A 19,058-nucleotide genomic window follows, 5' to 3' on the forward strand; every position below is an offset into this window, starting at 1 on the left:
ACCGCGCGAGATCCGTTCTGCCGTGCCCCTGTTCGGTTCCTCCGGGTCCAGCACCGCGGTGGCACGCGCGCCGCCGGAGCGGTCACTCCTCGCCGAGCGCAGACCGGCTGCCGTCCAGCAGGGGCCGCCAGTCCTTCGACGGCCGCGCGAAGTAGTACCCCTGCATCACCTGGATGCCCTCGGCCCGCAGGCACTCCAGGTCGCCGCGGTGCTCCACGCCCTCCGCCACGAGTTCCAGACCCAGGTCGTGACTGAGGCTCACCATGGCCCGTACGATCGCCGCGCTCTTCCCGCGCGGCTCGCGGACCATCTGCCGCACGAACGACCGGTCCACCTTCAGGCCACTGAGCGGAAACTGCGACAGGTACGCCAGACTGCTGTACCCGGTGCCGAAGTCGTCCAGCATGACCCGCACGCCGTCCGACCGCAGCGCGTCGAGGACCCGCGCGGTGCGGTCGGGGTTGAGCATCATGAGGCTCTCGGTGATTTCCAGTTCCAGCAGCTCGGGGGGCAGGTCCGCGTCCCGCAGGGCCGCCCGCACGGTCTCCAGCAGGTCCTGACTGGCGAACTGCCGCGCCGAGAGGTTCACCGCGACCCGCACGCCGCCCCACCCGCTCGCCGCGCGGCAGGCCTCGCGCAGCACCCACGCGCCCACCTCCACGATCTGATCACCGCGTTCGAGAATCGGCATGAACGTACCCGGCGCCTGCAGGCCGTGTTCGGGACTGTGCCAGCGCAGCAGCGCCTCGGCGCTCACCACCCGGCGCGCGTGGGTGTCCACCAGCGGCTGGAAGTGCAGCTCGAACTCCCCGCGGGCCAGCGCGCGCGACAGCGCGCCCTCCAGCCCGGCGTGCGCGTGCGCGGCCGCGTCGAACTGCACCACGCGCTCGCCCTGCGCCTTGGCGTCCAGCAGCGCGAGTTCCGCCGCCTGCCGCAGCGACTCCGCGTCCCGGGCGTGCTCGGGCCAGCGGGCCGCGCCGGCCGAGACGGACACCCGGACCAGCTGACCCGGCAGTTCGACCGGTTGCGAAGCCACCTGCAGCAGCCGGTCGATCTGCGCGGTTGGGTCTCGGCCCGCGGCGAGCAGCAGCGCGAACTCGTCGCCGCCCACCCGCGCCACCAGATCGCCGGGGGCCAGGGCGCGCTGCATGCGCCGCGCCAGGACGCGCAGCACCTCGTCGGCGCGGTCGTGCCCGTAGGTGTCGTTGATCAGCTGGAACCGGTTGACGTCCAGGGTCAGCAGTAGGAACGGCGCGGCGTTCGGCTGCGCCCGCTGGGACAGCTGCGCGAGCAGCATCACCCGGTTGGGCAGGCCGGTCAGCGCGTCGAACAGGCGGCCCCGCTCGAGTTCCTCCAGTTGCCGCTGGATGGTCTGCTCGGCCTGCACGCGCAGCTGCTGCTCGTACTCCGCGAGCCGCTGGGCGTTGTCCACCGCGGCCTTCCTGGACAGGTTCTGCACGGTCTGGTCGCGCACCGAATCGAAGATCGCCTGCTGCACCTCGACGAGGCTCGGCACGAACTCGTTCAGCCGCTCGGCCTCGGAGAAGCGCGGGTCGCGCACGATGAATTTCAGCAGGATCAGCGTTTCGCTCAGGCGGTGGTTCTGGCGGGCCTGCGCGAGGACGCTCACGAGATCGGCCCGCTCGATGCTGGCACTGGACTCGGTGACCTGCAGCACCTCGATCAGCGCTTCGAGTTCCAGCGTGAAGTTCCCCTGCGTGCGCGCGCGGCCCGCCACGGCCAGCGCGGCGTCCCGCGCGGCGTCCACCTGCCCCAGCGCGCGGTAGATCCGCGCGGGGGCCAGGGTGCCGAGCAGCGCGTCAGGGCGCTGCACCCGCGTCAGGAAGCGGCTGAAGTCCTCGGCGACGCCTGGCGCCGCCTGCGGCAGCTGCGCCAGCGCCTCGTAGTAGTTCAGGCCGAAACTGGGCTCCAGGTTGGCCAGACCGGCCGAGACGCACTTGGCCAGGCCGTAGTTGTAGGCGCGCGCGGCCGCCTCGTAATCCCCGAGCTGCTCGAGGATCAGGCCGTCGATGTTCAGCAGGTACAGTTCCAGCTGCACGTCCTGCTCGGCGGGCGGCAGCGCGCCGTAGATGGCGGAGGCCCTCTCGTGGTGCTCGCGGGCCTCGCTGAGTTTCTGCTGGCTGATCGCCAGGTTCGCGAGGTTGCACCGGATCTTGATCTCACCGATGGTGTCGCCGATCTCCGCCTTGATCTGCTGCGCGGCCCGCAGCGCGTCGATGGCGGCGGCGCTGTCGAACGTGGCGTAATCCACGTAGGACTGCAGCAGCAGACTGTCGGAGTAGATCGCCAGGTTGCCGCGCACGGCGGCCGCTTCCAGCGCCTGTTTCACGGCGATCTCCGCGCGGCTCAGGTCGCTGTGCAATCGGTGATAGAGGGCCGTGGCGTAGTAGACGTACTCCTCGGGGTGGTCCTGGAAGGGGAACGCCTCGAGGCACTGGGCGGCCTGACGTGCAGGCTGCGTGCGGACGCAGTCGAGCAGGCCAGGCCAGTCTGACGTTGGAGCTCCGGACACGGATCAGTCCAGCAGGTTATGCAGGTCCAGGCTCTTCCAGTCGGAGTGAGCCGGGGTGATCGCCGTGCCGAGCGAGAACAGCCGCGCGTAGTGGTTGGCGGGGGTGCCGGACTCGGACAGCTGCATGGCGAGCGCCGCCGCGGCGATCGGGGTGCTGAACGACGTGCCGGACCAGCTGGCTTCCCGCCCGGCCGGGTACAGCGAGCGGAGACCCTCACCGGGCGCGAAGAGCATCCGGGGACCGGTGGCGCTGAAGCTGCTGGGCTGGCCCTGGGCGGTCACGCTGCCGACCGCGACGCCGCTGCCGGTCGCCGCGAGGTATGCGGCGGGGTAGTCGAGCTGGGCCGCTCCGGAGTTCCCGGCGGCCGCGGCGATCTCGACGCCTCTGGACTGCGCGTAGTCCAGCGCGCTGCGCAGCGCGGGCGAGTCGGTGTCGGTGCCGACGCTGAGGTTCAGGACGTCCGCGCCGTGATCGGCGGCCCAGATGATGCCCTGCACGAGGTCCAGCACGTAGCCGCTGCCGTCCTCGGCGAGCACCTGCACGGGCAGGATGCGGCTCTTGGGCGCGACCTGCAGGGCCACGCCGGCCACGGCGGTGGCGTGCCCGTAGGCGGCGCCGGTGCCGGACGCGCCGGTCACGGTGGGGCTCGCGTCATCGGAGGCGAAGTCGTACCAGTTGTTGCTGTTCACGAGGGATTCGCTCAGCGCGGGGTGCGCGGTGTCCATCGGGCCGTCGATGACGGCGATGACGGGGTCACCGTGGTAGCGGCTGCTGAGCTGCGCGTCCCTGACGCCGATCGCCAGGAATTCCTGGGAGTTCTGCGGGAATACCGTGAAGCGGTTGCCATCCCAGCCGTTGCCGATGTGCTCGCCGAAGTTGCGCAGGGAGGTGGCCCAGATCTTGTCGCCGCTGGCCCATGCCGTGATGCCCGTCGCCCAGATCTTGTCGCCGCTGGCGTGCGTCTCGCTGTCCGGCACGCTGACGCGCCGCTCGTTGCGCTCGGCCTTCAGACCGGACGCGGCGAGCGGCGCGGCGGTCGGGTTGCCGATCACCGCGAAGGTGGCGGTGCGCGCCTCGACGGTCCCGCCGTACCGGCGGGCGAGGTCCGCGTCGGTCGTGGTCGGGGTCACGGGTACCGTCACGAGCGTGGCGGGACGCGCGGCCGACGGGGCGGGCACGGGGCTGGTGGAGCAGGCGGAGAGAAGACTGAGGGTCAGGGCGGCGCAGGTGAGGGATCTCCGCATGTTGAATAGCTCCTTGGTTCGTGGTGCGCTTGAGTGTACACCGCTCAGCAGATGTTCATGAAAACGTTACAGAAGAGGTCCGGACCGGAACACGCTGGGCGTCGCCCACAGGATACCGGACGCGATCTAACACGTCTCTCACTGTTCATCATGATCAAGATCGGGCTGTCCGGCTGTGGGAAACACCACGGACGGACCCGCCAGGCGGGCTGCGGCCACGGCATGATCCCTGAAGGCCACGCTCATGCCCGGCAGGGCCAGCGCCAGCGCCGACTCGAACCGCGCACTGACCCGCAGCGCCCCGCCGGACACCACTGTGGGCCGCGGCGCAGGCAGCCGTGCCTGCACGGTGCGCGCCAGCGCCGCCAGAGCGTGCGCCGCGTCGCGCAGCATCGCCTGCGCGGCCGCGTCGCCCCGGTCGGCCGCGCGGCCCACGGCGGGCGCCAGGGTGGCGACCGCCGCCGCGCCGGGCGCGTGATACGCCAGGTGCCGCAGGGTGTCCCAGTCGAGGCCACCGGCGACGCCGCGGACCTCTTCGGCCAGCGGACCCTGCGGGTCGCGGCCCTGGTCGAGCTGCCCGGTCACCCAGCGCAGCGCCGCGCGGCCCAGCGCGTACCCGGCGCCGTCGTCGTCGATGTGGTAGCCGTGCCCGCCCGCACGCAGCAGCGTGCCGTCCGCCGCGAGATGACACGCCAGACTGCCGGTCCCCGCGTAGACCAGCACGCCCTCACCGGGCCGGAAGTGCGCCCGGTAGGCCAGCACCAGATCACTCTCGAGCCGGACCCGCTCCGGGTGGAGCCCCAGCGCCGCCGCGAGGCGAGCGTGCAGGTCAGCCGCGTCGGGCCGGCCGGGACCGAAGCCGGGCAGGCCGGCGTGCACCCAGTCCGGCCGGGCGGGCAGCGCGCCGGTCAGCGCGGCGAGGCTCGCCTGCCCGCCCGGCGTGCCGAGCAGCGCGGCCGTCAGGGGCGGCGCGAAGCCGTGGGCGAGGGTCGTCTCGCCGCGCAGCAGGTGCCACTTGCTGCGGCTGCCGCCCAGATCGAGGCCCAGTCGAAGGGGAGTCACCGGGCCATTCTGGCACCCGGTCGCCGCCTCAGCGGTTGGTCAGGCCGTGACGCAGCACCTCGGACAGCTGACGGGTGGTGTGCCCCTGCAACTCCTCGAGTTCAGCGGCCGCGGCGCGCAGCAGCGCGCGGTGACTCTCGGCGTTGCGGGCCTCGGCGCCGGTGGCCGAGTGCACGGTGGCCTGAACCGTGAAGTGCGCGTCCGGCAGCAGGTTGAGGTTGCTGCGCGCGCCGGCGTGCCGCGCGCCGAGCAGCGCGCCCAGCATGCCGACCTCCTCGCTGCGGCGCATCAGTTCACGCTGGAAGGTGCGGTCCTTGATGCCGGTGATGACGTCCCACGCGGCGTCGGACAGGGCCGCCTCGGCGCTGGCGGGGCGGGCGGCCTCCACGAACAGGGTCTCGCCCTGACGCCACGTGCGGTGCAGCATCTCGCCGCGGCCCGGCGTCCAGAGCGTCTCGAAGTCGCGGGCGTCCTCGATGAGGACCTTCAGGCGCGCGGCGGGCGCGTCGCCGGGAACGCGGGGGCCGTCGGGCAGCGCGCCCCACAGGCTCAGGCCGCGCTCGTCGGTGGCGCGCATGTCCTCGTACGCCTGGGCGAGCGCGGCGACGCCGTCACTGAGCCGCGCGACCGGGCGGCCGTCCACGAGGAAGTCGATGTCGGTGCCGTCAGTGCGGGCGGCGTGGGCGAGGTGGTGCAGGCCCAGACCCCAGCGGCGCTGCGCAGCGCCGAGCGCCTCGGTCAGCGCCTGGTCGAGGGTGGGCGTGTCGACGCCGCTCTGGACCAGCGCGTCGATCTGGCTGTCGACGGCGGCCGTGGCCATCAGGGCGTCGAAGGCGCGGTAGGGGTTCGGGGTGGCGGAGGCGGGCTCGGATTTGGTCTTGGGTCTGGCCATGATGGTCCTATTCTGCCCTGAACAGAGCGTGGGGTGTGTTCCCCGCACACCATAGCGTGCCCACCCGGCCCGGTGGCCCGCCCCAGTCCAGCCGCGCTACGGCCCGGACGGAACGGAGGTCGGGCCAGGGCAGCGCGGCGGACGCGGGGCCGCAGGCGGGCGCGCTATGGTTTTCAGCAGATGACGAACGACCGTGCCCCTGCGGACGCCTGGCTGGAGTTGACGCTGGCCCTGACGCAGACCCAGAGCCTTCACGAGGTGCAGGCCCTGCTCGCCGGTCCACTGGCCCGCCACGCCGGTCTCGACGCGGCGCTCGTCCTCGGCACGACACCGGACGGCGTGCCCCTGCCCGGCCCGGACGGACAACCCGCGACCCTGCACCTGGGGCGGACGCCGGCGCGCGAGGCGCAGGCGCTCACGCGGCTGCTCAGCTGGCACCTCACGGCCCTGAGCGGCGCGGACGACACGCTGCGCGCCTTCCTGCAGGTCACCGAGCGGCTCGGCTCGGAGATCGAGTTCGGGGCGCTGAACCTCCTGATGGACCAGGTGCTGCGCGAGCTGCTGCCCGGCCTGACCGTCAGCGTGCTGGAACGTGCCGAGCGCAGCTGGACCATCCGCTTCATCTCCGACGTGGCGACCACGGCGCTGCGGGTCCCGCAACCCGACGGGCTGGCGGCCGAGGTGCCGCTGCTGCGGCAGGCCGAACGCAGCCGCGGGCCGGTGTTCGTGGAGGACTGGAACGCGCAGGAGCAGCTCGTTCCAGCCAGCGACGCCTACCGGATCGCGGCCGCGCAGGCGTTCGACCTGCCCGAGTGGCCCCGGACGGTCCTCACGGCGGGCTGCACCGCGCGCCGCCACTGGTCCGCGCAGGACCGGGCGCTGTTCAGCGGCGCGGCGCGCGCCTACGGGCACGCGCTCGACCGGGTGGCCAGCGCGCAGCAGCTGGCCCTGGAGCGCGCCACGCTGCGCGCCCTGGTCGAATTCAAGGAGCGGGCCGCGCACTCCATGAACGTGGGCGACCTGGCCGGGCAGGCCGCGCAGGTGCTGCGCGACATGCTCGACCGCCTGACCGTCGGGTACCTCGTGCCCGACGGGACCCGCTGGCGGGCCGAGGTGCTGCAGGGCGACCTGCCTGATCGCCTGGCGCAGCAGCTGCGGGCCGGGGTGCCCATGCAGGACGCCGACACCCGCGAGGCGCTGCAGGGCGGTCACGCGATGTTCCTGCCGCTGCAGTCGGCGGCGCTGGAGCACGTGCCGGGCATGGACGCCTTCGGGGCAGTCGCGCTGCACCCCATGCTGGTCAACGGGCAGCTGACCGGGCTGCTGGCCATGGCCACCAACCGCGCGCCGGACTGGACCGAACGGGAACGCAGCGTGTTCCGCACGGTCGGGCGGAGTCTGGCGCAGGCGGTGGAACGCGAGGCGCGCGAGCGGCGGCTGGCGCGCCAGCACGCGGAACTGCAGGCGCAGGCGCGCTCGCTGCAGGCGTTCGCGCAACTCAGCGCGGACCTGGGCGTACAGGAGGACCGCTACGCCCTGATCCGCCGCGCGCAGGAGGTGGCGCTCAGCCTGCTGCCGGCCGGATTCGCCGTGTACTACGAACCCGACGGCGAGCTCTGGCGGCTGCGCTCGCAGGTGGGCAGCCTGCGCGACGACCTGCTCCAGCAGCAGGTGGACCGCGGGCTGCCGCTCGACAGCGCGCGCAACCTCACGACGCCCTGGCAGAGCGGCGCGCCGTACTACCAGGACCAGTACGATCCGGACACCGATCACCTCGCGCGGGCCGGCGCGGTCGTGGGCGCGTCGGCGACGGTCCCAGTGCGTCAGGGCGGGGTGCCCGTGGGGGTGTTCGCGATCGGGCAGTACGAGCCGCACGTGTGGACCCCGGCCGACCGCGCGCTGATCGAGGGCGTCACGCGCAGCCTGCAATTGGCGCTGGACCGCGCCGCGAGCCTGGCAGAGCTGCGCCGCACGTCGCAGGACACCGCGCGCAGCAACGCGGCGCTGCAGGCCGCCAACGAGGAACTCGAGGCGTTCGCGTACTCGGTCAGTCACGACCTGCGCGCGCCGGTGCGGCACATTTCCGGGTTCACGGACCTGCTGCGCAAATCGCTGGGGGACCTGTCGGGAACGCCGAAAGCCGAGCGGTACCTGACCATCATCACCGAGTCCGCCGGGCAGATGAACGCGCTGATCGACGCGATGCTGGCCCTCTCGCGCGTCACGCGGCAGGAACTGCACCTGCGGGACGTGGACCTCAACGAGGTCGTGGCCGGCGTGCAGGCCACCCTGGGGCCTGAACTGGCCGGGCGGGACGTGACGTTCCGCGTGGCGGAGCTGCCCACTGTGCAGGTGGACGCGGCGCTGATCCGTCAGGTGATGACCAACCTGCTGTCCAACGCCGTCAAGTACACCGAGCGGCAACCGGACGCGCTGATCGAGGTGTGGGCGCAGGGCACGCCGGACGAGTGGCAGGTGTTCGTGCGGGACAACGGCGTGGGGTTCGACCCGGCGTACGCGCACAAGCTGTTCGGGGTGTTCCAGCGCCTGCACCGCGCCGAGGAGTTCGGCGGGACCGGCGTGGGGCTGGCCAACGTGCGGCGCATCATCCAGCGGCACGGGGGGACCATTCAGGCGGAAGGTCGCCCCGGGGCGGGAGCGACCTTCTGGTTCTCGTTACCCCGCACGTCCTGACGCGCCGGGGCGACCTTCAGCGCAGCACGTAGCCCTGTGCGAGGTCGGTGTACGCGAGGACCTGACTGTCCTGCCACGCCTGGTCGCGGCCGAGTTCCTCCGCGAGGATCGCGGCGACGCGGGGGGCGGCCTCGATGCTCGCCCGGGCGTTCAGGAGCAGGGCGCGCAGGCGGCGCGAGAGGACGTCCTCGGCGGTGCGGGCCTGTTCGCTGCGGGCCGCCCAGCGGACCTCGGCCTCGGTGTAGGGCAGCTGCGGGTGCAGGGGTACGTTCGCGCCGGGCAGCGCCTGGACGCGTTCGGCGTCGGTGCCGTACACCTTCCAGTGGTCCGGCATGTCCTGGGTGGTCGCGCCGTGCAGTTTCAGACCCGCCGTGAGGCTCAGCCGCTCGGGGAGTCCGGCCTGCGCGGCGGCGCGGTTGACGGTGTCCTCGCCCATGCGGCGGTAGGTGGTCCACTTGCCGCCGGTCAGGGTGATCAGCCCGCCGTCGCTGATGCGGATGACGTGATCGCGCGAGAGGCTCTTGGTATCGGTCCCCTCGGCGGCCTTCACCAGGGGGCGCAGGCCGGCGTACACGCTGCGGACGTCCGCGCGGGTGGGGGCGGGGTCCATGTACTGCGCGGCGGTGCGCAGGATGAACTCGACCTCCTCGGGCAGCGCGCGGGGTTCCGGGCTGGTGTCCGGGACGGGCGTGTCGGTGGTGCCGATCACGACGTGGTCGTGCCAGGGCACGGCGAACAGCACGCGGCCGTCGTCGGTGCGCGGCACCATGATGGCGCTGTCGCCGGGCAGGAAGTGGCGGTCCACGACGACGTGCACGCCCTGGCTGGGGGACAGCATGGGTTTCACGGTGGGGTTCTCCATGCGGCGCACGTCGTCGACGAACACGCCGGTGGCGTTCACGACGGCCCTGGCGCGGACCTCGTGCACCTGTCCGGTCTCGTCGTCGCGGAAGCGGGCGCCGACCACGCGGCCCCCGTCCCTGATCAGGTCCACGACGGGCGCGTGGTTCAGGGCGACGCCGCCGTGGTTTTCCAGGGTGCGCAGCAGGGTCACGGCCAGGCGCGCGTCGTCGAACTGCCCGTCGAAGTAGAGGATGCCGCCCTTCAGGGCGTCCTTTTTCAGGGTGGGGGTGCGGGTCAGGGCCTGGGTTTTATTCACGTAGCGGCTGGCCTGCAGGTTGAGTTTCCCGGCGAGCAGGTCGTACATCTTCAGCCCGATGCCGTAGAAGGGCGCGGCCCACCACTTGTACGCGGCGATCAGGAAGCCCAGGTCGCGCACGAGGTGCGGGGCGTTCTGCTTCATGAGGCCGCGTTCGTGCAGCGCCTCGCGCACCAGCGAGACGTTCCCCTGCGCGAGGTACCTCACGCCGCCGTGCACGAGTTTCGTCGAGCGACTGCTGGTGCCCTTGGCGTAGTCGTGCGCTTCGAGGAGCAGGGTGCGGTAGCCGCGCGTGGCGGCCTCCAGCGCGGTGCCCAGCCCGGAGGCGCCGCCGCCGATCACCAGGAGGTCCCAGGTGTCGGGAGTGGTGGCGGCGCTCAGGGCGGCGTGGCGGGGGTCGGGGGTCGGGGTGGCAGGGTGCGCGTCTGGGGTCATGGGGTCAACCTTCCGGTGGGGTGAGGAGGAGCAAACAATGTATGAACGGATGTTCGCACACTTTGAACGTTTGTGCAGTGGCGTGGACTACACAGCGCCTCCGCCCGGTCCCGTTCAGCGCTCGTCCTCCCAGTCGCGGGCGCGGCTGACCGCCTTCTTCCAGCGGCGCATCAGGCGCTCCCGCTCCGCGGCGTCCATCTGCGGCTCGAATCTCTTGCCTTCCTGCCACTGCGCGGCGATCTCGTCCGCGCTGCCCCAGAAGCCCACCGCCAGCCCCGCCAGGTACGCCGCGCCCAGCGCGGTCGTCTCGGTCACCTGCGGGCGCACGACCGGCACGCCCAGGATGTCCGCCTGGAACTGCATCATCAGGTCGTTCGTGCTGGCCCCGCCGTCCACGCGCAGTTCGCGCAACGGCTGCCCCGCGTCCTTCTGCATGGCCTCCAGCAGCTCGGCCGACTGGAACGCCACGCTCTCCAGGGCGGCGCGGGCCACGTGCGCCTTCGTCGTGCCGCGCGTCAGGCCGATCAGGGTGCCGCGCGCGTACGGATCCCAGTACGGTGCGCCCAGCCCCACGAACGCCGGGACGAACATCACGCCCTCGCTGCTGCTCACCGAACGGGCCAGCGCCTCGACCTCGCTGCTGTCACGGATCAGGTTCAGGCCGTCGCGCAGCCACTGGACCACGGCGCCCGCGATAAACACGCTGCCCTCCAGCGCGTATGTGCGCTGCCCGCCCAGCTGCCACGCCACGGTGGTCAGCAGCTTGTTCTGGCTGGGGACCGCCTCGCTCCCGGTGTTCATGAGCATGAAGCAGCCGGTGCCGTAGGTGTTCTTCGCCATACCGGGCTCCAGGCACGCCTGCCCGAACGTCGCGGCCTGCTGGTCCCCGCCGATCCCCGCGATCGGGATGCGCGCCCCGAGCAGGCCCTCGGCGGTCTGCCCGTACACCTCCGAGGAGTCCCGAACCTGCGGCAGCACGCTGCGCGGCACGTTCAGGATGTTCAGCAGTTCGTCGTCCCAGTCGCCGGTGTGGATATTGAACAGCAGCGTGCGGCTGGCGTTCGTGGCGTCCGTGACGTGCAGTTCGCCGCCGGTCAGGTTGAACACCAGCCACGAGTCGATGGTGCCGAACGCCAGTTCGCCCCGCTCCGCGCGTTCGCGGGCGCCGGGGACGTGGTCGAGCAGCCACCGCACCTTCGTGCCGCTGAAGTACGCGTCGAGGACCAGTCCGGTCTTCTGCTGGAAGGTCGCCTCGTGCGCCGCGCGGATCTCGTCGCAGTACGGCGCGGTGCGGCGGTCCTGCCACACGATGGCGTGGTGGATGGGCTGCCCGGTGCGGCGGTCCCAGATCAGGGTCGTCTCGCGCTGGTTGGTGATGCCGATCGCGGCGACGTCCGAGGCGCGGATGCCCGCGCGGGTGATGGCCTCCTGCGCCACGCCGATCTGCGTGCCCCAGATCTCGTTCGCGTCGTGCTCAACGAGGCCGGGCCGGGGGAAGTGCTGCGTGAATTCCTTCTGCGCGCGGGCGCGCACCTGACCCTGGCGGTCGAAGACGATGGCGCGGCTGCTGGTGGTGCCCTGATCCAGGGCGAGGATGAACTGCTCGGGCATGCGGGGAACCTCTGTGGGGGAGAGCGGGGGTGGGGCGGTCCCGCCCATCATTGCCCCGGGGCTGAACAGCCGTCAACACTCCATGAACAGATGTTCAGAGTCCGGGGTGTGGGGTATGCTCAGGCCCGTGACGACCGACCCCACCCCGGACGACACCGCCGCGCAGGCCGTGCAGGTCGCCCGCCTCTACTACCACCAGGGGCTGACCACCGACGCCATCGCCCGCGAACTCGGCCTGTCGCGGCCCAAGGTCAGCCGCCTGCTGACCCTGGCGCGCCGCACCGGCCTCGTCGAGATCCGCATCCACGACCCGCAGGCCCAGCCGCAGAGCCTCGAGGCGCAGCTGCGGGCGCGCTACCCCTTCCTGACCCCGCAGGTCGTCAGCGTCCCCCCCGGCAGCCCCGAGGGCGCCTGGCTCGACCGGGTCGCGGTGGCCGCCGCGCGGCACCTCGGGCAGATCCTGCGCCCCGGACAGACCGTCGGCCTCGCCTGGGGCACCACCGTCGACGCCGTCTCCCGCGCGCTGACGCCCCGTCCCATCGAGGGCCTGCAGGTCGTGCAGCTCAACGGCAGCGCCAACGCCCTAGACTTCATGAGCGGCTTCGTGACCGACACCATCACCCGCTTCGCCGCGAACTACGGCGCGCGCGCCCACCTCTTCCCGGTCCCGACCTTCTTCGACGACCCCGCCACCCGCGCCGCCATGTGGCGCGAACGCAGCGTCCGCCACGTGCTGGAGTTGCAGGAACGGGCGGACGTGCTGCTGTACTCGGTCGGCGCGGCCAGCGCGCAGGTGCCCAGCCACGTGTACGCCGCCGGGTACCTCGACGAGACGGACCTCGCCGCGCTGCGCGCCCAGGGCGTCGCCGGGGACATCGCCACCGTGTTCTTCCGCGAGGACGGCAGCTTCGCCGGGCTGCCCATCAACGCCCGCAGCAGCGGCCCCGACCTGGCGCTGACCCGCCGCGCGCAGCACGCCATCTGCGTCGCCAGCGGCCTCGGCAAGGTCGACGCGCTGCGTGCCGCGCTGGCCGGGGAACTCATGACCACCCTGATCGTCGACGAGACCACCGCCCGCAGCCTCCTGACCGCGCCGTGAACCTTCCTGGACACGGCCGCAGATGTCCAGCAGAGCCTGGGGTCGGCAGCAGCCGCGTCCACTGCCGCCTTTCTCCGGTGCTCACTCCGCTCGATCCAGTGGTCGTGAGGGAAACCCTCACCCCCTCTGAACTCTGCTGTCAGTACTCGATGCCGGTCTGCCCGCCGATCCCCTGGTCGTAGGCGTGCTTGACGGGGTTGACCTCACTCACCGTGTCGGCCAGCGCCACCAGTTCCGGCAGCGCGTCCCGGCCGGTGATCACCACGTGCAGCCGGGAATCCCGGGCGCGCAGGGTGGCGTCCACGTCCGCCCACGGCACCCAGCCGTACTTCAGGGGGTACGTGAACTCGTCCAGGACGATCAGGTCGTCCTCACCGGCCAGGATTGCCGCTCTGGCGAGGTCCCAGCCGTGCGCGGCCAGCGCCGCAGAGTTCTCCAGGTCCCGGCTGCGCCACGTCCACCCGTCCCCGAGCCCCTGGTACGGGATGCCCAGCAGGTCCAGCGTGCGGTGCTCGCCGAACTTCGCGGTGTCGTGCTTCAGGAACTGGAACATCCGCGTCCTCAGGCCCCGCCCGTGCGCGCGGATCATCAGGCCCAGCGCGGCGGTCGTCTTGCCCTTGCCGTTGCCGGTGTTCACGATCAGCAGGCCCCGGCGGCCCTTGCTGATCCCCTCGGGCTTGCGGTACGCGTCGCGCTGCGCGGTGAGTTCCTGCATGGCGCGCGCGCGGCGTTCCTCGGTGCTGGGCTGATCCGGGGTGGGGCCGCCGGTCACAGGCGCGCCTCGGGGTGCAGGTAGCGGATCAGGGCGCGCAGCGCCTGCGCCAGGCGCGGGCCGGGACGACTCAGGGCGTCGCGTTCCTCGGCGGTGGGTCTGAACACCTTTCCGGTCGTCACGGCGCGCAGGTTCGCCCAGCCGGGCCGGACGCGGGCGTCGTCCAGCGTGAGCCCCACCATGACCTGCGGGTTGCGCTGCACGATCAGTTCCGGGTCCAGTTTCGGGAAGTCCCCCAGCGCGGGCGGCACGATCGTCTGCCCGCCAGCCTTGGTGATCAGCGTCCCGATGAACGAGTTCGGTCCGACTGAGTACGGGCTGGGGTCGATCTCGTAGTACGTGCTGACCTTCGGCAGGCCCGCCACGCTGCGCTGCAGGGCGTTCAGGTCGGCGCGCATAGACGTGATCAGCCGCGTGGCGTTCGCCTCGCGGTTGGTGAGTTTCCCCAGCACCGCGATCTTCTCAAACACCTCGCCAAACGACTGCCCCGTCCCGCCGTACACCGTCAGGCCCGCCTGCGCGAGCTTCTGCGTCAGGCGCGACCCGGCGGACTCGTCGGCCAGCACCAGATCAGGTTTCAGGGCGACGATCGCTTCCAGGTTCGGCTGGTAGGCGCTGCCCACCTTCGGCAGGGTCTTCACGACGGCCTGCGGGTAGTTGCTGTACAGGTCCACGGCGACCAGTTTGTCCGCCGCGCCGAGCGCAGCGAGCGTCTCGGTGTGGCTGGGCAGCATGGCAATGATGCGCCGCGGTTCGGCGTTCAGGATCACGCGGCGCCCCAGGTCGTCCGTGACGGTCAGCGGGTAGGAGGTGGCGGCCGCGGTGGACAGCAGGCTCAGGGCCAGAAGGGGAATTCGCATGGTGGGTCTCCGGCGTGCGCGGGTGGGTCTGTCCCAGCGGCGGCACAAAAAAACCGCTGAAACTCAGCGGGGCCGGAGCGCAGCGCCGCCAGAGGCGGCAGGTCAGCAGTTCCCAGACCCTCTGACGGCGAGAGGTGCCCGAACGGGGCGTCCCTGGGAGGCATTCGGGCTCGCGTTCCATGAACGCATACCGCTGCGCGACAGCGCCGGATTCTCACCGGACTTCCCCTGACCCAGGTCCACCGAAGGTAGCATGGTCTTCACCTGACGCCCCGCAAGGGACTCGACAGGCCCGGCCCCGCACACTCACTGAAGGAGGACCCCCGCGTGCCTGTCAGCCTGCCCCTCGCCGATCACGCCTGGACGCTCCGCGACCTGGACCCCACCCGGTCGCGGGCGCTCGCGACCCGCTGCGGCCAGGGGCACGCCGAACTGGAAGCGCAGGTGGTGCTCGCGTATCTCGACTGGCGCGAGGGTCGCCTCGAACCGGCCACCCGCACGCTGGCCGCCGCGCTGCAGGTCCTGCGCGCCGAGGACCCCGGCCGGTGGCAGGCCCGCGCGGCCAGCGTCCTGTCGTGCCTGGCCGGTGACCTGAACGAACCGGACGTGGCGCTGCAACTCCTCGATGAGCAGATCCGGCTGTGCGAGGCGCTGAACCTCACCGAACTGTGGGCGTCCGGCATTCATGACCTCGCGGTGCAGCTGCGCGACGTGAACCCGGCCCGCTCGCGCAACCTGCTGCTGCAGGCGCAGGACGCGTTCCGCCGCTGCGGGTACCCGATCGGCAACCTGCTCGTCCACGGCAACCTCGGAGAACTCGACCGAGAGGCCGGGCAGTACGCGTCGGCGCTGGCGCATCACCGCGCGGCGCTCGCCGATCCGCTCATCAGGCAGCACCCGGGCATTGAGGCGTGGACGCTGCACGGCGCCGCGCGCGCCGCGCACGAGGGCAGCCTGCCCCGCCCGGACGCGGAACTCGCGCGCCTGCAGGCCCTGCGCGCGGTCGCGCACCTGGACGTGCAGGTCGAGGTGACGGCCGCCCTGAGCCTGTTTCTCCCGCCGGCCGAGGCGGCCGCGCTGCTGCGCGCCCTGCTCAGCCGGGCGGACCTGGGCAGCCACTACCGCCTCGGACTGCTGCACAGTCAGCTGTCCGGCGCGCTGGAACGCGCCGGGGACGACCGGGGAGCGCTGCGGCACCTGAAAGTCGCGCGGCAGCACGAACGGCGCGCCCACGCCGGGCAGACGCGGCACGCGGCGCGCCTGATGGACATCCTGCGCGGCATGGACGACACCCGCGCCCGCAACGCCGCGCTGGAACGGCACCTGAATGAACTGCGCGCCATGCACGCGCAGGTGCAGCACCTCAGCCTCACCGACCCGCTCACCGGACTGGGCAACCGCCGCCAGTTCCAGGAGGACCTGACCACCCTGACCGACGAGGACGCGCTGCTGCTGATCGACCTCGACCACTTCAAACGCGTGAACGACACGCTGGGGCACCCGGTCGGCGACGACGTGCTGGCGCAGCTGGGCCGCCTGCTGGCCCGCGCCAGTCGCGGCGAGGACCGCGCCTACCGCTACGGCGGCGAGGAATTCGCGCTGATCCTGCGGCAGGTGCCCCCGGCCGCGCTGGACGGCGTGGCCGAACGCGTGCGGGCCGCCGTGGAACGCGGCGTCTTCCCGGCCGTTCCGTGGACGCTGACCGTCTCGATCGGCGCGGCGCGCGGCCGGGACGCCCGGGGCGACGCGCTGCTGCGCGCCGCGGACGAGGCGCTGTACGCGGCCAAACGCGGGGGGCGCAATCAGGTGCGCCGCTGGCCCCTGCGCGCCGCCGCGCCCGCGTTCGGGCCGGACCCGGGCGCCCCCGCCCGCCCCCGAGACGCCGCGTCGGTGTGATCCCGGGCGGGCCGACGACGAACCCCCCGCCGCCTGGCGGGGGGAGAAAGGCGCGGGGCGTTACGCGAAGCGCGCGAGGTCCGGGTTGGCCTTGAGCTGAGCCACGACCTTCTTGATGTCCTGCGTGCGGTCCTTGCGGACGACCAGGGTCACGTCCCCGGCGCGCACGACGACCACGTCCTCCAGGCCGATGGTGGCGATCAGGTCCTCGCCCCCGGTGGTGTACATGATGGCCCCGCCGGTGTCGAGACTCACGTGCCGGCCCACGGCGACGTTCCCGCCGTCACCCTTCAACAGCCGTTCCAGTGCGTTCCAGTCGCCCAGGTCATCCCAGCCGAAACTGGCGGGAATCACCGCGACGTTTTTCGCCTGCTCGAGGATGGCGTAGTCCACGCTGATCTTCGGCAGCGTCGGGTACACCTGCCGCAGGCCGCCGCGCACCCTGGAAGCCTCCAGCATCTGCTGGTAGAGCTCCGGAACCAGCGTCTCGAAGGCGCGGAGGATGGTCTCCACCCGCCAGATGAACATCCCGGAGTTCCACAGGTAGCGTCCGGTGCTCAGGAACTGCCGGGCGAGATCCGCGTCGGGTTTCTCGGTGAAGCGCTGCACGCGGTAGACGCCAGTCTGACCGTCCTCCTGGCCCTGCTCGATGTACCCGTAACCGGTCGCGGCGTACCCGGGCGTCATGCCCAGGGTCACCAGGACGTCGTGAGTGCGGGCGTACTCCACGGCACGCCCGAGCACCTGATGGAATCCGTCTGCATCGTCGATGCGGTGGTCGGCCGGGAAGACGCCCATGACGGCGTCCGGGTCGTCGCGGTGAACGGTCAGGGCGCCGTAGAGGATCGCGGCGGCCGTGTCGCGCGGCACCGGTTCGACCAGCAGGTTCTCCAGTGGCAGGTCCGGGAGGTGCTCCAGGACGTGTCCGCGGTGCTCGTTGGCGGTCACGATCATCAGGTGCTCAAGGCCGTCCTGTCCGGCGGTCAGGCGCTCGGCGGTGGTCTGCAGCAGGCTGCGGCCGCTGCTTTCCAGGGTCAGGAACTGCTTGGGTTTACTCTTACGGGACAGGGGCCAGAAGCGCTCACCGCTGCCGCCCGCGAGGATCACCGGGTAGAAGGTCATGCGGCTACTCTACGGGGTCCGCCGTGACAGCGGCCTGAACGACGCCGACATGAACCTGGCCTGCGCGGTAGATGCCGGCGCACTCAGGTAGGCTGACGCTCATGAAGCTGACGTTCGGAACAGATGGCTGGCGGGGCGTGATCGCCGACGAATTCACGTTTGACAATGTCCGCCGGGTAGCGCAGGCGCACGCCGCGGCGCTGCTGAGCACGCCCGGCGCGGCCCGGTCGGCGGTGGTCGCGCACGACACCCGGTTCCTGGGGGCGGCGTTCGCGACGACCGCGGCGCAGACCCTCGCCCAGGCGGGGCTGGACGTGACGCTGCTGCAGGGGCCCACGCCGACGCCCGCGCTGTCGCACGCGGTCCGCCGCGGCGGGCACGCGGGCGGCGTGATGATCACCGCCAGTCACAACCCCGGCCAGTACCAGGGCTACAAACTGAAAGGACCGTACGGGGGCAGCGCCACCCCGGCCCTGGTGCAGGAGGTCGAGTCGCGGATCGACGCGCCGGCCGGGGCGCAGGCGGCCGGCACGCTGGGCGAGGGGGACGCGCGGGCCGCGTACCTGGGCGCGCTGGCCGGACTGGTGGACACCGACGTGATCCGCGCGTCGGGCCTGCCGGTGTACCACGACGCCATGCACGGCGCGGCCGGCGGCTGGATCGAGCAGTTCACGCGGGAGCATCTGGGTGTCGAGTTCCACGGAGTGCGGCAGTCGCCCGATCCGCAGTTCGGCGGGGTGAATCCGGAGCCGATTCCGAGCAATCTCGGCGTGACGGCTCAGGCAATGCGTGAGGTGCGCGGGCCGGCGTTCGCGATGGTCACGGACGGCGACGCCGACCGGATCGGCGCGGTTCTGGCCGGTGGGGGGTACTTCAACAGTCATCAGATCTTCGCGGTGCTGCTGCATCACCTCGCGCAGCGGGGCCGGCGCGGCCGGGTGGTGCGGACCGTCTCGACGAGCGGCATCATCGAGCGGCTGGCGCAGCATCACGGACTGGAGGTCGTGCAGACTCCGGTGGGGTTCAAGTACATCACCGATCACTTCCTCGAGGGCGAACGGGACCCGGCGCTGCAGGTCCTGATCGGTGGGGAGGAGTCCGGCGGGATCGGGGTGCAGGGGCACGTGCCGGAACGCGACGGGCTGCTTAACGGGCTGCTGCTGCAGGAGACGGTGGCGGCGTCGGGCCTGAGCCTCGACGAGCAGTTCCGCGCCATCGAGCAGCTGGTCGACTTCCGGCACCACTATGACCGCATCGACCTTCACCTGCCGGGACCGGTCAATCGCGCGGACCTGATGGATGACGTGGCGCAGACCGCTCAGCTGGGCGCGCACCGCGTGCAGCAGGTAATCACGCTGGACGGCGTGAAGCTGGCCTTCGACGGCGGGTACGGCATGGTGCGGGCGTCGGGAACGGAGCCGGTCGTGCGGCTGTACGTGGAGGCGCCCACACCCGGTGAGGTGCAGGGCATCCTCGAGCAGTTGCGGACCCTGACCCTGCGGCACCTGCGGTGAGGGCCGGGAGCTGAGCGTGGGGCCGGGGCGGACCGCGGTGTTCAGCGGCACCCCGGGGCTCCGGTTCCCACCACGGGGGGCGCACTTCACACCTGGAAGCCGCCCGGCTTCTTCTCGCAGCGGTTTCCGGTTTCATTGAGGGTCCAACACCACGCCTCTGAACT

At 71.9% G+C, this 19,058-nt stretch carries 13 protein-coding genes and 1 riboswitch; of the genes, 4 read left to right on the top strand and 9 right to left on the bottom strand.

The genetic code is table 11. From position 1 onward, the window contains the following. Positions 1 to 82: 82 nt before the first annotated feature. From IEY69_RS09510 to IEY69_RS09525, 4 genes are all read right to left on the bottom strand, one after another. The gene (locus IEY69_RS09510; RefSeq protein ID WP_189072925.1) at positions 83 to 2,533 is read right to left on the bottom strand and encodes a putative bifunctional diguanylate cyclase/phosphodiesterase; all 2,451 of its coding nucleotides are present in this window, start codon (positions 2,531 to 2,533) and stop codon (positions 83 to 85) included. 3 nt (positions 2,534 to 2,536) lie between these two features. Beyond that, on the bottom strand, positions 2,537 to 3,778 hold the full coding sequence (locus IEY69_RS09515) for a S8 family serine peptidase (protein WP_189072926.1): 1,242 nt from the start codon (positions 3,776 to 3,778) through the stop codon (positions 2,537 to 2,539). A gap of 138 nt (positions 3,779 to 3,916) precedes the next feature. Continuing rightward, positions 3,917 to 4,840, bottom strand: coding sequence for a BadF/BadG/BcrA/BcrD ATPase family protein (locus IEY69_RS09520; RefSeq protein WP_189072927.1), 924 nt, complete (start codon positions 4,838 to 4,840; stop codon positions 3,917 to 3,919). Between the two features lie 28 nt (positions 4,841 to 4,868). Next, the gene (locus IEY69_RS09525) at positions 4,869 to 5,732 is read right to left on the bottom strand and encodes a DNA repair protein (protein WP_189072928.1); all 864 of its coding nucleotides are present in this window, start codon (positions 5,730 to 5,732) and stop codon (positions 4,869 to 4,871) included. Positions 5,733 to 5,912: 180 nt separating this feature from the next. Between IEY69_RS09525 and IEY69_RS09530 the strand changes: the two genes are divergently transcribed. Beyond that, positions 5,913 to 8,426, top strand: coding sequence for a sensor histidine kinase (locus IEY69_RS09530; RefSeq protein ID WP_189072929.1), 2,514 nt, complete (start codon positions 5,913 to 5,915; stop codon positions 8,424 to 8,426). 16 nt (positions 8,427 to 8,442) lie between these two features. On the opposite strand, the gene IEY69_RS09535 is transcribed toward IEY69_RS09530, so the two are convergent. Both IEY69_RS09535 and glpK read right to left on the bottom strand, forming a co-directional pair. Next, a complete protein-coding gene (locus IEY69_RS09535; RefSeq protein WP_189072930.1) occupies positions 8,443 to 10,020 on the bottom strand; it encodes a glycerol-3-phosphate dehydrogenase/oxidase in 1,578 nt (525 codons plus the stop codon). A 114-nt stretch (positions 10,021 to 10,134) separates the two neighbouring features. Beyond that, on the bottom strand, positions 10,135 to 11,631 hold the full coding sequence (glpK, locus tag IEY69_RS09540; protein ID WP_189072931.1) for a glycerol kinase GlpK: 1,497 nt from the start codon (positions 11,629 to 11,631) through the stop codon (positions 10,135 to 10,137). Positions 11,632 to 11,746: 115 nt separating this feature from the next. On the opposite strand from glpK, the gene IEY69_RS09545 reads away from it, so the two are divergent. Next, entirely contained in the window at positions 11,747 to 12,730 is a 984-nt protein-coding gene (locus tag IEY69_RS09545) for a sugar-binding transcriptional regulator (RefSeq protein WP_189072932.1), read from the top strand. A gap of 139 nt (positions 12,731 to 12,869) precedes the next feature. Here IEY69_RS09545 and cobO read toward each other — a convergent pair whose 3' ends face one another. Together cobO and IEY69_RS09555 are read right to left on the bottom strand one after the other, a co-directional pair. Beyond that, on the bottom strand, positions 12,870 to 13,502 hold the full coding sequence (gene cobO / locus IEY69_RS09550) for a cob(I)yrinic acid a,c-diamide adenosyltransferase (RefSeq protein WP_268243862.1): 633 nt from the start codon (positions 13,500 to 13,502) through the stop codon (positions 12,870 to 12,872). Beyond that, positions 13,499 to 14,362 (bottom strand): ABC transporter substrate-binding protein, encoded by an 864-nt coding sequence (locus tag IEY69_RS09555; protein WP_189072933.1) that lies wholly within the window; start codon positions 14,360 to 14,362, stop codon positions 13,499 to 13,501. Before IEY69_RS09555 ends, cobO begins: the two co-directional genes overlap by 4 nt. Positions 14,363 to 14,500: 138 nt before the next feature. After that, a riboswitch (cobalamin riboswitch) is annotated at positions 14,501 to 14,615 on the bottom strand. 74 nt (positions 14,616 to 14,689) lie between these two features. Here IEY69_RS09555 and IEY69_RS21945 point away from each other — a divergent pair. Continuing rightward, positions 14,690 to 16,258: a GGDEF domain-containing protein gene (locus IEY69_RS21945; RefSeq protein ID WP_189072934.1), complete on the top strand. Its 1,569-nt coding sequence runs from the start codon at positions 14,690 to 14,692 to the stop codon at positions 16,256 to 16,258. A 60-nt stretch (positions 16,259 to 16,318) separates the two neighbouring features. On the opposite strand, the gene IEY69_RS09565 is transcribed toward IEY69_RS21945, so the two are convergent. Beyond that, complete coding sequence (locus IEY69_RS09565; RefSeq protein WP_189072935.1) at positions 16,319 to 17,380, bottom strand: mannose-1-phosphate guanylyltransferase; 1,062 nt, start codon at positions 17,378 to 17,380, stop codon at positions 16,319 to 16,321. Between the two features lie 101 nt (positions 17,381 to 17,481). Here IEY69_RS09565 and IEY69_RS09570 point away from each other — a divergent pair, with 101 nt between their 5' ends. Next, positions 17,482 to 18,894, top strand: coding sequence for a phosphohexomutase domain-containing protein (locus IEY69_RS09570; protein WP_189072936.1), 1,413 nt, complete (start codon positions 17,482 to 17,484; stop codon positions 18,892 to 18,894). Positions 18,895 to 19,058 lie beyond the last annotated feature (164 nt).

The organism is Deinococcus sedimenti, from assembly GCF_014648135.1.
In the GTDB taxonomy this organism is placed as follows: domain Bacteria; phylum Deinococcota; class Deinococci; order Deinococcales; family Deinococcaceae; genus Deinococcus; species Deinococcus sedimenti.

What these genes read in the sequence shown, in the direction of transcription:
- IEY69_RS09545 (WP_189072932.1), top strand. Translation starts at nt 11,747, where the DNA reads ATGCTCAGGCCCGTGACGACCGACCCCACCCCGGACGACACCGCCGCG.
- IEY69_RS09535 (WP_189072930.1), bottom strand. Translation starts at nt 10,020, where the DNA reads ATGACCCCAGACGCGCACCCTGCCACCCCGACCCCCGACCCCCGCCAC.
- IEY69_RS09555 (WP_189072933.1), bottom strand. Translation starts at nt 14,362, where the DNA reads ATGCGAATTCCCCTTCTGGCCCTGAGCCTGCTGTCCACCGCGGCCGCC.
- IEY69_RS09515 (WP_189072926.1), bottom strand. Translation starts at nt 3,778, where the DNA reads ATGCGGAGATCCCTCACCTGCGCCGCCCTGACCCTCAGTCTTCTCTCC.
- IEY69_RS09570 (WP_189072936.1), top strand. Translation starts at nt 17,482, where the DNA reads ATGAAGCTGACGTTCGGAACAGATGGCTGGCGGGGCGTGATCGCCGAC.
- IEY69_RS09530 (WP_189072929.1), top strand. Translation starts at nt 5,913, where the DNA reads ATGACGAACGACCGTGCCCCTGCGGACGCCTGGCTGGAGTTGACGCTG.
- glpK (WP_189072931.1), bottom strand. Translation starts at nt 11,631, where the DNA reads ATGCCCGAGCAGTTCATCCTCGCCCTGGATCAGGGCACCACCAGCAGC.
- IEY69_RS09525 (WP_189072928.1), bottom strand. Translation starts at nt 5,732, where the DNA reads ATGGCCAGACCCAAGACCAAATCCGAGCCCGCCTCCGCCACCCCGAAC.
- IEY69_RS09565 (WP_189072935.1), bottom strand. Translation starts at nt 17,380, where the DNA reads ATGACCTTCTACCCGGTGATCCTCGCGGGCGGCAGCGGTGAGCGCTTC.